This window comes from Bacteroidota bacterium, from assembly GCA_016706865.1.
Taxonomy (GTDB): Bacteria; Bacteroidota; Bacteroidia; order Chitinophagales; family BACL12; genus UBA7236.
The window spans coordinates 511,172-524,263 of record JADJIS010000001.1 but is presented as its reverse complement, the minus strand read 5'-3'; the positions used below and the strand labels follow the sequence as shown (position 1 = coordinate 524,263).

Genomic DNA, 13,092 nt, shown 5'->3' with positions numbered 1-13,092 from the left:
AGAAGAATGTGTGAAGGTGGTTTTGAAACCATGATAAATATAATAATAGTATATGCCGGGGTTATTCATTAACTCCGGCATTTTTAAAATATAATTCTATGCAATCAAAAAATATTCTTTTTTCATCTATTGTAGAAACTTCAGCAATGACATTATTCAGTTATCTCATCTCTGAATCTGAAAATAAAAATTTTCGAGAACCTGAAGTTTTAGCTAGGTTAATAAAGCGATTGCCGGGCAGCAGTTCCGAAGAAACTGCTCAAATTGCAGGATGGGGTATGCATTATACCATTGGATTTTTGTTTGTTGTTATTTATAGTGAATTATGGAAACAAAAAAATATTGATCCCGCTGTTACTTCAGGAATACTTTTAGGCACGGCAAGCGGCCTTACAGGCATCTTAGCATGGAAGGCGATGTTTGAAATTCATCCTGATCCACCTGTAAAAGATCTTAAAGATTATTTTCGACATCTTCTTTTAGCCCATGTTGTGTTTGGAGTTTTTAGTGCCCTTGCATTTAAATTATTGTCTGAAGAAGAAAATTCATGAAAATTGTGGATTTAATTGCAAGTCATCCAAAACATTTTTATTCGGGACTTAGCGGTCTTCAATTACCAGTGCCGAAGTATTTATATCCACCGCCATTCGAAAACACCAGCAGGTTAACTTATTACGCCTCTTTTTTTAATAGTATAGAGATCAATAGTTCCTTTTATAAAATACCTCAGGAAGCCACTGTTACAAAATGGGCTGCCTCAGTTTCAGAAGAATTTAAGTTTACCTTTAAATTGTGGAAGGAAATAACGCACGCTAAAGGTCTAAATTTTAAAAAAGAGGATATAACCTCATTTTTTAAATCAGTTAATGCAGCAGGAAATAAAAAGGGATGTTTGCTCATTCAATTTCCCCCAAGTATAGGTAGAGAATATACGGTTAAATTAGAGAAACTTTTAAGTTGTATAAACGAAACTATTACCCAAAATAGTTGGAAGATTTCAGTGGAGTTTCGCAATAAAAACTGGTATAACGATAAAATTTACGACCTATTGAATTTTTATAAAACAACTATTGTAATACAAGATATTCCCAAGTCAGCTACTCCATTTTTACATCATAAATCTGATTTTATGTATGTGAGGTTTCATGGTCCCACCGGGAATTACCGTGAAAGTTATGTAGACGATTTTTTATATGAATACGCATCTTATATTAATGAATGGATAGAGGAAGGAAAAACTGTTTATGTATATTTTAACAATACAATGGGTGATGCATTTAATAATTTAAAATATTTGAATGCAAAGCTCGGTGATAAGATTGAACGACGTAAAACTTGAATTAAATATCTTATAGAAATTATTAATGAGACATGCTAGAATGACCTTCGCTAATTTTAGTTAAAGAGGCTGTTGCGAAATTCGCGGGAAAAAAAATTATTGCTGTAAGTGGCAACAGCAAGATAGATCAGACACTTTTACTGAATAAAATAAATAGAATTTAAAAGTTGGGGAAAACATTTTCTCATATGCTTCAAGGGTTTTACACTAAAAAGCGCAGAAGTTGTATTTGTGGGGATTGTCAGATCTTGTATAATTGACCCACTGAGGTTATAAGTTTCATGACCCATAAAATCTAAATATTGTTAAAATATTTACACTATCGAGGATAATAATTCCCAAATATCATATCGAAATATGCAATAAATCTCTATGGTTTGCTTGGCATATGGTTTGACGTTGCGTTCATTAATCATCATAATAACTATACAATATTCACAAATTAACTTACCAATAAAATTTTATTTATGTTTCATCATGTAAAAGAATTACAATTTAATGCGAGGGTTTCTAAACCGGATCCTCGTTTTGCCAGATTGTTATTGGAGCAATTCGGTGGGCCTAACGGCGAATTAAAAGCGGCTATGCAATATTTTGTTCAGGCATTTGGTTGCAGGAAACCTCATCCTGATGTTTATGATATGCTTATGGATATTGCCACGGAGGAATTCAGTCATCTCGAAATTGTTGGAGCCACCATACAAATGTTACTTACAGGAGTGAACGGAGAATTAAAAAATGCCGCAGATGAGTCAGACCTCAGCAAATTATTAGATGGTAAACCTGCAAAAGAAAATTATATTCATGATGCACTAGTTAACCCGCATTTTTTTCTTGTAAGTGGAGGATCTCCAACGTTAACGGATAGCGCAGGTAATCCCTGGAACGCAACTTATATAATGGGAATGGGTGATCTTACTGTTGATATGCGTTTAAATATCGCCGCGGAAAGTACTGCTAAACTTGTGTATGAGAATCTTATGAAATTTACCGATGATGTTTTGGTAAAGGAATCATTGCGATTTTTAATGACAAGAGAAGTTGCGCATTTTCAAATGTTTCAGGCTGCATTAGACAGCATACAACCCAATTTCCCTCCAGGGATTTTACAGAGTGATCCTAAATTCAGCAACAAGTATTTTAATATGTCGAAGGGTGAGGATTTCAAAGGTGGGTGGAATGAAGGAAAAAGTCCGCTTATGCAAGAGGAATGGCAAATTATTGAAGACCCGATTCAACATATCAGGGATACAAATGGTTTATTAAATGAGGAAGCTGTTGGTACAAAACGCACAGATAAAACCGTTCAGCACGATAATAAAAAATTGAGCAAGGAACGAAAAACTTTAATCGACAAATCCAATCTACCGGAAGATGGTATTTTAAGTTGGGTAGACTATAATAAGGAAACAGAAGTTGTGCCGATAAATAAAAATAAGAATAAAAAGAAAAATGATGTGAGCAAGAAAAAACGTTAAAAAATTGCCTCAATAATAATTCTCTAATAATATTTCACATCAAGTATATGGGTCTGTTCCGTTGATGAAACGGGGCAGATCTTATATAAAATATTTTACCTAATACGTTTTTTATTACTCGCCTTTACACATTTGGATTTATTACACTCAGGACAAATATATCTGGTGGAAGGTTTTAATTTTTCAGTGTAACCACAAAAGATACATGCATAATGATCAGTGTCAATAATTACTTCAGTAGAGGATTCCAGGGAATCAGGCATAATGGGTAGTCCATATTTTACTTCTTCGTCAGGAAAATAAAATATGCTGATATTACCCGAACTTTCCAAGATCGCTTCTTCAATTTGCCCTAACTGTGAAACACCCTGCATACGCAGCTCAGCAAAAAATTCATCGGCACCCAACGCTTCTTTTGAAAAATTCTCCACTATAAATACACCATTTTTAATCAGGCAAATAGGTTTTCCTTCCATTATTTTTTCAAACTTTGGATTTCTCCCAATTAGGTAGGTTATAAAACTGTATAGTACAACTACAATTGTAAATACAATTAAAGCCGGTAATATTCCAACATCTTTATAAAACATTGGATCTCCTGCTGCAGATCCCAGGCTGATAATTACTACCAGTTCAAATATGGATAATTGTTTAACTCCGCGTTTGCCCAATATACGGAGACTGATCAATATCACAATAAACATTATGAATGTGCGCAGAATTGTTTCAAGCAGAAAAGACCAATTTTCTGCTCCCAACATTAACTCTTTCCAACTGAACATGGGCATAATCTGTAAATAAAACATATCTGTTCATTTAAAACGCGTTAAATATAGTGTAATTTTATGGAAAATTTTTAATTTGTTATATGAAACCATTATGACCTGATATGAACAAATTATTTTTTCTACTTCTTTTAATTTTATACAAGGGTTTGGCAATTGCATCAGCACAAGATTTGCAAATATTTGATCTGAGATCTTATGAAGTAGACTCCACACACAGCATTGCATTTATCTCACTGTCAGAAATTTATCCTTTAAGTGAAAATGCGGATTCTCTTGCCACACCTGATTTAAGTGATATGGAAGTGGAGAGTGCCTCCAATTTTAATTATATCATTTTGGATTCGGCGTACAGAAAACGATTTCTCCGGGAGACGAATGTTTCGGAAACAGATAAACTATTTGTTTATGATTATGCCACCAATTCTTTCCATGTATTTGTAGTGAAGGAACTGAAAGTTGTTGCTTGCCTTAATATTTATGGTGGCGACTGGCCATATTCTCAATATGATTATATGATCGGATTTGAATTAAACCAAAAAGACTTAAAGGGTTTTGATGAGTATTTCACAAGTTCATTTGCTCATATTGGAAAAGAAAATCCCTTTGTACATGGAAAAGTTAAACCGATTATTTGGAAAAAAATTGAAACCGGATCTTTTCCATATACCGAATATCCTAATTACGATACTTTATATGCAGGTAAATGTGTAAAAGGTGATGCGTATACATTTCAATCGGAGGGTTGGAATTATTTTGTTCAGGATTATTACAGGATTGCTGATAATTGGCCCGCTTTAAAAAGATTGGTAGTAATTGATGGAAAAACGATGGAGACCGTTTGCGATAAACTTTTTTATTCCGGTGAAAGTGCTTCCTTTGCTCCATTGGAAGAACAATGGACCGGGAAACTTTTTAAAAATAGGTCACCTGTGATTTTTGGTTTTCATTATTTTACATTTGGCTGTCCGAGTATTACATTTTTAAATACTGATGAAAGTGAAGTTTACATTAATTGTGATAACAGACATTGAAATTGTATTCCCTGCCGAATAATTTACTTTGTTTTATTTTTGTAGAAATTGACAACGTTACTAATAACTCTTAAAGTATAAATAACTAAAACATGTATATTGCGATCATTATATTACTTTTAATTTCCATATCAGTTCTCCTTATTTTAAACCACCCTAAATTTGGAAAATACCCCTCGGGTGAACGATTAAAAAAAATACAAAGTGCAACGAACTATTCCAATGGCACTTTTCAGAATCAAAGTGTAACTCCCGACTTAACCGATGGGGCAAATTACTTTTCTGTGATGAGGGAATTTTTTTTTAATCAGAATAAAAGAGTTACCCCTAAGGATATAATCCCATCTGAAAAAACGGACCTTTTAAACCTGGATATAAATAAAGATGTTTTAGTATGGTTTGGGCATTCTTCTTATTTCATGCAAATAGATGGTAAAAGAATTTTAGTGGACCCTGTTTTGTGCGGACATGCTTCACCATTTTCATTTACAACCAAAGCGTTTAAAGGCACAAATAATTATTCTGTTGACGATATTCCGGAGATTGACATTCTATTTATTTCTCACGACCATTGGGATCATCTTGATTATATCACAGTAAAAAAATTACAACCTAAAATAAACCAGGTAATATGTGGTCTTGGCACAGGTGAACATTTAGAATATTGGGGTTATGATCCAAAACAAATAATTGAAAAAAACTGGAACGAGGAAATCATTCTGGGAAATGGTTTTAAGGTAAATACTGTTCCTACAAGACATTTTTCAGGTAGGGGATTAAAAAGAAACAGGGCCCTATGGACATCCTTTGTTCTGCAAACGCCTTCCATGAAAATTTTTATTGGAGGCGATAGTGGATACGATACACACTTTGCAGAAATTGGAAAAACATTCGGCGAGTTTGATCTGGTGATCCTGGAAAACGGACAATATGATAAAAGCTGGAAACATATTCACCTTATGCCCGATGAGCTATTAAAAGCAACAAAAGATTTGAATGCAAAACAGTTATTAGCAGTGCATAATTCCAAGTTTGCCATTGCGCTTCATGCCTGGGATGATCCAATGATAAATATTGCAGCAAAATGTAAATCGGAAAATATACGATTGCTCACACCAAAAATTGGAGAGCAGGTAAATTTGAAGGATAGGGAACAGGTTTTTTCTGAATGGTGGGAAAATTTAAACTAGACACAATGGGATCTCGAATTTTCTTCCTGATTTTATTTTTAACTCTTGTGTTGGGTTGTAACTCAAAAGAGGGAAAACTAAAAACTGATCTCAACAACGAGAACACGCTTAATGTAGAACAACTTTATATTAGTTTAAATATCGAAAAATATCCAATTTCAAAAGATTCTTTAATTTCTGAGTTGCGTAATATGAAAACAGACACTTTAGATTGTTCAGCGGATGTGTATTGGAAAATAATTAAAAGAGGAAAAGAATATATACCCTTACTTATCGAGGGTCTTACAGATACTACAAAAACAAATATTTATAACTATTGTAAAAAAGGCAAATTAAATACCGGAGAAGTTTGCTATTTTGCATTGGAGGAAATTGCTGAATTTCCGGCATATGTTGTTACTCACATAGAATTTGACCTGATAACAGATGGCTGTTGGAATTTCTACGAATATCTTTATGAAAATAAAAATAAACCGGAATATCAAAATATGGTAAAATCTTTCTATAGTAACAACTCTTACCAATTTAATTCTTATGCACCATCAGAACTTAGTGATTGCCACAAAAATTATAATATAACAGGAAAATATAAATGGGTGGTTAAATGGCCCTGAAACAAGAATCGAATCTCTCAAAAATCAACATTTCAGCATTCCTTTACTTCCCACTTCAAAAAATCTTCTCAAAAAATTTGCGTAAGTAAAAACTTACATATACCTTTGTGTAAGTAAATACTTACATATATGAGCTTAAACCCCAACAGAGACGTGTTTCACGCCATTGCAGACCCTACCAGAAGGGAGATCATAGGACTTATTGCGGAAAAACCGCTGAACTTAAATGCCATTGCGGGTAATTTTGATATGACCCGTTCAGCCATATCCCAACACGTTAAGATCTTATCGGAATGTGGTTTGGTGATCATTACCCAAAAAGGAAGAGAAAGATATTGTGAAGCCAAATTTGAAAAACTGAACGATGTTACAGATTGGGTGGATCAATATCGAAAATTATGGGAGAGCAGATTTGATGCAATTGATAAATTATTACTCGAAATTCAAAAGAAAAATCCGATTAAACGTAAAAGAAAATAATTATTCACTTATAAAATTTAAATAATGCAAAACAAATTGGAAATTACGCGTGTATTTAACGCACCTGTCGCCCTGTTTTGGGATTTATGGACAAAAACAGAAAATATTGTTAACTGGTGGGGGCCAAAAGGATTTACCACCAAGGTAATTCAAAATGATTTTAGACCCGGTGGTAAATGGGAATTTATTATGGTTGGCCCTGATGGCGCTGAATATCCCGCTATTGGAATATATCAGGATATTGAATTGCATAAAAAAATAACATCCACCGACGAATTTGGTGATGATTTTAAAGTTACCACAGATCTTGATCTTCCAAAAATATTGTTGTTTACCGGCTTGTTCGAGGATGTTGATGGAAAAACTAAACTCACATTAATTTACGAACATCCAACTCCTGAAGACAGAGATAAACACATCGCAATGGGTGTTGATCAGGGATGGAATTCAAGTCTAGATAAATTAGAGGAATATATCGCAACCAAAAATTAATTTTAAATTAAAATTTTACAAATGAAAAACAACATGTATCCATGTTTATGGTTTAATGGCAACGCAAAAAGCGCTGCAGATTATTATTGTTCTATTTTTAAAAATTCGAAAATATTATCTGAAAATCCGATAGTGGTAAATTTCGAATTAAATGATTTTAAATTTATGGCACTGAATGGTGGTCCCGAATTTAAATTTACTCCCGCAACTTCCTTTGTAGTTGAATGTGAAACACAAGAAGAAATTGATCACTATTGGGAGAAATTAGGTGAAGGTGGAGTGTATAGCAGATGCGGTTGGCTGGATGATAAATTCGGAGTGTCGTGGCAGATCGTTCCTGCAGTATTAGGAAAATTAATGTCAGACCCCGATAAAGCTCCGCGGGTGGTTGCTGCATTTATGCAAATGGCAAAGTTTGATATTCAGGCTCTCCTTGATGCATGAAGGGGGACACGGGATATAGGACACGGGACACGGGATGGACTTAGGACAATGGAAGGGGATAAAGGACAAAGGATACAGGACATAGGACTGGACATAGGACAAGGGAAAAGGGACACGAGAAAACAAACGGTGGAATTTGGTGAAATTTCGGATGAAATTTAAACTCCTTCCACTCACTGCTTTCTTCTTTGTTTAACACGGATATCGTGACAATAGACAAATGTTCAAGCTACAAATAACCAAAAAGTCCCGAAGGGACGACCCATTTTGTAACAACGGACTTTAGTCCGTGGAGACATAGGGAAATGATATCAGGTATCGGGTATCAGGTATCAGGAAAACAAACGTTGGGAAATGGTATCAGGTATCGGGTATCAGGTATCAAGAAAACAAACAGTGAGCTAGTAAAATTTCGCTAGAAATTTAAACTCCTCTCTCCTCTCTCCTTTCTCCTCTCCTCTATTATTTTTGTTAATTTTAACTTTAAATATTACGAAGATGAAAGTAGAAACTCAAAGTACAAGAATGGAATCGTTGATCGCATTGTACGATATACAGACTAATTATTTTTTGCGGGCAATTGAAGGAATTTCTGACGCAGATGCTCACAACAGATTGAGCACAAAGGCCAACCATGTTGCATGGTTAGCCGGTTCGCTGGTGGAGCAGCGCTATGATATGGCAAAACAGGCAGGTACAGAGTTGAAACATACCGGTTCTGCATTATTTGAAAATTACCAGGGAATTAAAGATGATACCATATACCCAAAATTGTCGGAGTATAAAAAGGATTGGGAAACAATTAGCCCTATATTCAGAGAGATATTAATTAATACTACTGATGAACAGCTGGAAGCCATTATCGATATGGGAAGTTTTAAAATGAGTAAATATGAATTGATAACTTTCATGATCTATCGCGAAGCGAGTATTATTGGTCAGATAGCTTTGTGGAGAAGATTATTGGGATATGATGCAATGAAATATGATTGATGTATTTTAGCGCTTCAAATTAAATAATAAATTTATGCAAACTTCATTTGAAAATTCATTGGCTGACGGGCCTCATGCGCAATTAAATAAATTAGTAGGGGACTGGGAAGGAATAGCAAAAACCTGGTTCGAACCCGATAAAATTGCAGACGAATCGCCGGTGCGCGGAAGCATGAAATTAATTTTGGGAGGACGATTTATTTTACATGAATACAAAGGAAGTTTCGGAGATAAACCTTTGGAAGGAGTTGCCATTTTTGGTTATGACCTTAATATGAAAAGATTTCAATCTGCCTGGGTGGATAGTTATCACAATGGAACAGCTATATTATTTTCAGATGGTAAAAGGGGAGTGAATGATTTTTCCATGCAGGGAAATTATACTTACATAACACCCGAAGAAGAAACAACCTGGGGTTGGAGAACAGCAATTGATATCATTGATGATGATACAATAAAATTAACCGCCTTCAATGTATTTCCGGATGGCACGGAAGCTAAAGCTACAGAAGTGGTTTATAGCAGAGTGAAATAAATTTATATTCTAATAATTATATTATTTAATATGTTACTATCACAGCTCTCTCCATTACCCGAATATTTTGATCGGTACATTTTGAAATGTGACGATGTGGAATTAACCGATGCAATTAAAATATCCATTACAGAACTTGAAAATGCACCTATCGATAAATGGAAACAATTGGGAGATAAAACCTATGCTCCGGGAAAGTGGACTGTAAAAGAAATATTGCAACATCTTATCGACACGGAAAGAATTTTTTGTTACCGCGCCTTAACCTATGCGCGAGGTGAAAAAAATGCGGTTTTAAGTTTTGAAGAAGACGATTATGCAAAAGCATCCGAGGCGAATAACAGAACACTGCAAAGTTTAGCCGGAGAGTTAATGTCTACGCATTTATCTGCATTCACTTTATTTCAATCCTTTACACCCGACATGTTGCAAAAAATGTGTATTGGTTTCAAAGGGAAATATTCCGTTGCCTCTGTAGGGTTTATTTTGCCCGGTCACCAAAGATGGCATTTTGGAATTTTGGAGGAGAGATATTATGGTTTGATTTGAATCCTCATTTAAAACAAATCACCCTATTGATGTGAATAATATTCCACAGTTTTGTACAAAACGCTCTTAAAAAGAAATTTTAAACCTTTACCTATAGTAGAAATCCATAAATCAGGGTTGATAATTAGTATTAGTTAGCACTTACTTGCTAGTGGCATAATTATTTCCTTAATTAATTGGTATCTTGGAATTTGTAATTACTTTAGGGATGTAATAGCTATGGCACTTTATATACAATTGATCTGGCTTTTTGTTTTGGCAATTCCTGTTGCGTGTATTGCCTGGACGGTAACCCATGAGGAGTTATTCAGAGAACCGCATGAGTATTGTGTAAGAATGAGTAAGGAGTGTAAAACCATATTCTGGAGAAAGATATTTTTTCTTTTTACCTGCGAATATTGTTTCAGCCACTATGTAGTTATCTTAATTATAATTATCACTGATTTTCATCTGCTGTTAGATGATTGGAGGGGATATATAATAGGTGGGTTTTCCATGGTTTGGATCGCCAATGTATACATGAGTTTATTTGCACTTTTGCGTCAAAATATTAAAAAAGAAAAAGTGGAAATAGAGGTGATGGAAAAAAATGTGAAGGAAGACCAATAATACATGGAAGTCAATCACCAATCGGAAAGATCGATCTAATTAAATAAATTCAACTTTTGTTTTTAAGATTATTAAACAATTATTTTTGGGCGTTTAGGATAATAATAAATATTTAGATATTTCCGGCAACATCGAAAATAAATAATGGGATATAATGCCACCCCTAGCCGGGGTTGATGGATAGTTTTGGCTATGGTACTATAATAATGCCACCCCTAGCCGGGGTTTAAATTTCTTTGGTTCAATGGCAAGTAATTCACCAGAAATATTATGTCTTCCAAGGTAGAAATAATGTTAAATCATAGTTTAATGAGATCAAACATTAATTAATAAATTACTAATCGTTCATCATAAATCGGCAACCTGAAATCAAACTTAACCCCGGGCAGGGGTGGCATTATTATAGAAAATCTTAATTTGAAATTAAATTCAACCCCGGGTAGGGGTGGCATTATAACAAATTATGCATACGATCTATGACATATCAATAAATAATTGATCCAACTTAAGAATTTCCTATTGCGAAAAACAAAAATTTATTTAGAAAATATTTTGTTTATTTTATTATTCCACTACCCCCATCAACATCTTTCCCGGTAAACTTTCTGTTTTGTTTTTATTTACCGTTGTTAAATAGATATTATATTCTTCTCCCGGTTTCATGTTTTTAATGGTGTATGTGTTTGACCCTGCATTAATTTCACTAATCAGGACCGGTTTTTCTTCCACCAATTTATAGATTCTATAGGCAGTTACATCTGTATCATCTTCTGTCCACGAAAGTATTAACGTATTTTCTTTTGACGCCGCGTATACATTAGATGGGCCTCGCTGCGTATTTGGTATTGAGGTTGATTTTGAATAGGCTATTGCCGATCTGTTTCCATTATTATCGCGATATGCAATGCCGTAATTGTATTGATGGCCAATGGCGATTGTGCTATCACTATAATTTATGATCTGTGGATCAATATTTTCTTTTAAAAGAGTTTCTTTACCCGATTCATCTTTTCTATAAATTTGAAATGATTGAATACTCTCTCTTTGAATATTATTATTCCATTGTATCATAGCACGGCCATTGATCATTTCCACTTTTGGTACACCCATTGTTATTAATTCTCCCGATTTTGCAGATCTTACTGTCAGAATATTGGAAGCAGGACTCAATACATAACTTTTATTTTCTGCTTTCACCATATAGGTGTAATATTTATCTGCCGCAATATTTTGTGTGTCAATATAAGAGGTAATTGCTTTCTCCACCTTAATTAATTCGGAAATGAGGGCAAAGGCGGAGTCGGTGTTTAATTTCCGGTAAATTCTATACCCGCGTGTTTGAACATCATTGTTTTTAATTGTGAGGTTGATCGATTTTTCGGTGGATTGAATATCGGTGATATAAGGTGCCAATGGTTGTGATATAGGTGTAAACATACCTGTAACCTTTGCACTCATAGGTAAGGTTGCTCCCATTCGTGTAATAGGTTGCAAGGCGTAAAAGTACATCTTCATTGGTTCGGCATTATTATCCACGAATTGCGAATCGGCCGCAGAAGCCATTCCTATTTTTGTGAGTGTACTATCAAAATTTGTTGTTCTGTAAACAGCAATATAATTAAAATTCTGCGGTTCCGATAATCTCCATCTTATTGCGGTTCCCTCATTTAATAAACTCACTACATCCATTTTTTCAATATTACCTGCATATTGTTCCGACGCTGCAATTGTAGTAATGGTATCATTTATGGAACCGTAATTTCCATAATAATCCATTGGTAATATATAATATCTGTAAACACTGTTTGGTTTAACTATGGTATCGTAAATTGCAAATACTGTAGTATCTCCATCGGCAATTTTTATTCTTCTGGCACGTATAGGTAAAAAATTTCCTGAATAATTCTCCTCGCGATAAAGTCTGATCAAAGATGGGGCATATCCCACACAAGTATAATTAAGCGCAATGCCTATTACCGTTTCTTTTTCGCTGCGCAATTTGCCGGGATATTTTTCTGCTTTGGCAGGATAGGAAACGGAATTTGTAGTAAAAACATTTTCTGCATTAGTTGCCTTTACCTTTTTAGTGATCTCGTATTGATACATTATATTTTTTTCGGCGCTGGCATCAAAATATTTAATACCAAGTGCAAGTTGTAAAAAGAGCGCATTGCGATAAGCCAAAAGAGAATCATAACCTCCGGAAACAAATTTTTTCCATAATAATTCTGTGTTGATCTCTTTCATAAGCAAAGGTTCGGGATTTACCTGAGCGGCTGCTTTTATATTTTCTACAAAGGATGCATAATCAGCAGGCACCTTTACAGTTGCAATGGATTTAAATGATTTATCGTTGGCACCTTTTCGTTTTATCTCATAAACGGGTAGTGCTTTCATATCTATTTTCGGATAATCATTTTCAAGTCGGATAAATATTCCGTGCTGCGACGAAAATGCGTTTTCCGTTGAAGTTGTTTGTGCAGTTATATCTGCAAAAAACAAAGTAATTAAAAATCCTAATAAACTGATCTTTTTCATCTTATCTATTTT

General features: G+C 34.4%; 15 protein-coding genes. 13 read left to right on the top strand and 2 right to left on the bottom strand.

Annotated features, from left to right (window positions below; all coding sequences use genetic code 11):
• Positions 1–98: 98 nt before the first annotated feature.
• From IPI31_02125 to IPI31_02115, 3 genes are all read left to right on the top strand, one after another.
• Positions 99–551 carry a hypothetical protein gene (locus IPI31_02125; GenBank protein MBK7566598.1) on the top strand — a complete coding sequence of 151 codons (453 nt, stop codon included), beginning with the start codon at positions 99–101 and terminating at the stop codon, positions 549–551.
• The gene (locus IPI31_02120) at positions 548–1,339 is read left to right on the top strand and encodes a DUF72 domain-containing protein (protein ID MBK7566597.1); all 792 of its coding nucleotides are present in this window, start codon (positions 548–550) and stop codon (positions 1,337–1,339) included. Before IPI31_02125 ends, IPI31_02120 begins: the two co-directional genes overlap by 4 nt.
• Before the next feature lie 467 nt (positions 1,340–1,806).
• Positions 1,807–2,817 (top strand): manganese catalase family protein, encoded by a 1,011-nt coding sequence (locus tag IPI31_02115; protein ID MBK7566596.1) that lies wholly within the window; start codon positions 1,807–1,809, stop codon positions 2,815–2,817.
• A 95-nt stretch (positions 2,818–2,912) separates the two neighbouring features.
• Here the strand turns inward: IPI31_02115 and IPI31_02110 are convergent, their stop codons facing one another.
• Positions 2,913–3,623 carry a DUF421 domain-containing protein gene (locus IPI31_02110; GenBank protein ID MBK7566595.1) on the bottom strand — a complete coding sequence of 237 codons (711 nt, stop codon included), beginning with the start codon at positions 3,621–3,623 and terminating at the stop codon, positions 2,913–2,915.
• 83 nt (positions 3,624–3,706) lie between these two features.
• Between IPI31_02110 and IPI31_02105 the strand changes: the two genes are divergently transcribed.
• From IPI31_02105 to IPI31_02060, 10 genes are all read left to right on the top strand, one after another.
• Positions 3,707–4,636, top strand: a complete 930-nt coding sequence (locus IPI31_02105) for an oxidoreductase (protein ID MBK7566594.1) — start codon at positions 3,707–3,709, stop codon at positions 4,634–4,636.
• A gap of 92 nt (positions 4,637–4,728) precedes the next feature.
• Positions 4,729–5,826 (top strand): MBL fold metallo-hydrolase, encoded by a 1,098-nt coding sequence (locus tag IPI31_02100; GenBank protein MBK7566593.1) that lies wholly within the window; start codon positions 4,729–4,731, stop codon positions 5,824–5,826.
• 5 nt (positions 5,827–5,831) lie between these two features.
• Complete coding sequence (locus IPI31_02095) at positions 5,832–6,440, top strand: hypothetical protein (GenBank protein MBK7566592.1); 609 nt, start codon at positions 5,832–5,834, stop codon at positions 6,438–6,440.
• 129 nt (positions 6,441–6,569) lie between these two features.
• Positions 6,570–6,920, top strand: coding sequence for a winged helix-turn-helix transcriptional regulator (locus IPI31_02090; GenBank protein MBK7566591.1), 351 nt, complete (start codon positions 6,570–6,572; stop codon positions 6,918–6,920).
• Between the two features lie 24 nt (positions 6,921–6,944).
• Positions 6,945–7,412: an SRPBCC domain-containing protein gene (locus IPI31_02085; protein MBK7566590.1), complete on the top strand. Its 468-nt coding sequence runs from the start codon at positions 6,945–6,947 to the stop codon at positions 7,410–7,412.
• Positions 7,413–7,433: 21 nt separating this feature from the next.
• On the top strand, positions 7,434–7,856 hold the full coding sequence (locus tag IPI31_02080) for a VOC family protein (GenBank protein MBK7566589.1): 423 nt from the start codon (positions 7,434–7,436) through the stop codon (positions 7,854–7,856).
• Between the two features lie 498 nt (positions 7,857–8,354).
• Positions 8,355–8,849 (top strand): DinB family protein, encoded by a 495-nt coding sequence (locus IPI31_02075; GenBank protein ID MBK7566588.1) that lies wholly within the window; start codon positions 8,355–8,357, stop codon positions 8,847–8,849.
• A gap of 34 nt (positions 8,850–8,883) precedes the next feature.
• On the top strand, positions 8,884–9,384 hold the full coding sequence (locus tag IPI31_02070; protein ID MBK7566587.1) for a DUF1579 domain-containing protein: 501 nt from the start codon (positions 8,884–8,886) through the stop codon (positions 9,382–9,384).
• 30 nt (positions 9,385–9,414) lie between these two features.
• Positions 9,415–9,933, top strand: coding sequence for a DinB family protein (locus IPI31_02065; GenBank protein ID MBK7566586.1), 519 nt, complete (start codon positions 9,415–9,417; stop codon positions 9,931–9,933).
• 219 nt (positions 9,934–10,152) lie between these two features.
• Positions 10,153–10,542, top strand: a complete 390-nt coding sequence (locus IPI31_02060) for a hypothetical protein (protein ID MBK7566585.1) — start codon at positions 10,153–10,155, stop codon at positions 10,540–10,542.
• A 564-nt stretch (positions 10,543–11,106) separates the two neighbouring features.
• Here the strand turns inward: IPI31_02060 and IPI31_02055 are convergent.
• Positions 11,107–13,080, bottom strand: coding sequence for a fibronectin type III domain-containing protein (locus IPI31_02055; GenBank protein MBK7566584.1), 1,974 nt, complete (start codon positions 13,078–13,080; stop codon positions 11,107–11,109).
• Between the last annotated feature and the right edge of the window lie 12 nt (positions 13,081–13,092).

What these genes read in the sequence shown, in the direction of transcription:
- IPI31_02120 (MBK7566597.1), top strand. Translation starts at nt 548, where the DNA reads ATGAAAATTGTGGATTTAATTGCAAGTCATCCAAAACATTTTTATTCG.
- IPI31_02060 (MBK7566585.1), top strand. Translation starts at nt 10,153, where the DNA reads ATGGCACTTTATATACAATTGATCTGGCTTTTTGTTTTGGCAATTCCT.
- IPI31_02080 (MBK7566589.1), top strand. Translation starts at nt 7,434, where the DNA reads ATGAAAAACAACATGTATCCATGTTTATGGTTTAATGGCAACGCAAAA.
- IPI31_02100 (MBK7566593.1), top strand. Translation starts at nt 4,729, where the DNA reads ATGTATATTGCGATCATTATATTACTTTTAATTTCCATATCAGTTCTC.
- IPI31_02125 (MBK7566598.1), top strand. Translation starts at nt 99, where the DNA reads ATGCAATCAAAAAATATTCTTTTTTCATCTATTGTAGAAACTTCAGCA.
- IPI31_02115 (MBK7566596.1), top strand. Translation starts at nt 1,807, where the DNA reads ATGTTTCATCATGTAAAAGAATTACAATTTAATGCGAGGGTTTCTAAA.
- IPI31_02090 (MBK7566591.1), top strand. Translation starts at nt 6,570, where the DNA reads ATGAGCTTAAACCCCAACAGAGACGTGTTTCACGCCATTGCAGACCCT.
- IPI31_02105 (MBK7566594.1), top strand. Translation starts at nt 3,707, where the DNA reads ATGAACAAATTATTTTTTCTACTTCTTTTAATTTTATACAAGGGTTTG.
- IPI31_02085 (MBK7566590.1), top strand. Translation starts at nt 6,945, where the DNA reads ATGCAAAACAAATTGGAAATTACGCGTGTATTTAACGCACCTGTCGCC.
- IPI31_02070 (MBK7566587.1), top strand. Translation starts at nt 8,884, where the DNA reads ATGCAAACTTCATTTGAAAATTCATTGGCTGACGGGCCTCATGCGCAA.
- IPI31_02055 (MBK7566584.1), bottom strand. Translation starts at nt 13,080, where the DNA reads ATGAAAAAGATCAGTTTATTAGGATTTTTAATTACTTTGTTTTTTGCA.
- IPI31_02075 (MBK7566588.1), top strand. Translation starts at nt 8,355, where the DNA reads ATGAAAGTAGAAACTCAAAGTACAAGAATGGAATCGTTGATCGCATTG.
- IPI31_02095 (MBK7566592.1), top strand. Translation starts at nt 5,832, where the DNA reads ATGGGATCTCGAATTTTCTTCCTGATTTTATTTTTAACTCTTGTGTTG.
- IPI31_02110 (MBK7566595.1), bottom strand. Translation starts at nt 3,623, where the DNA reads ATGTTTTATTTACAGATTATGCCCATGTTCAGTTGGAAAGAGTTAATG.
- IPI31_02065 (MBK7566586.1), top strand. Translation starts at nt 9,415, where the DNA reads ATGTTACTATCACAGCTCTCTCCATTACCCGAATATTTTGATCGGTAC.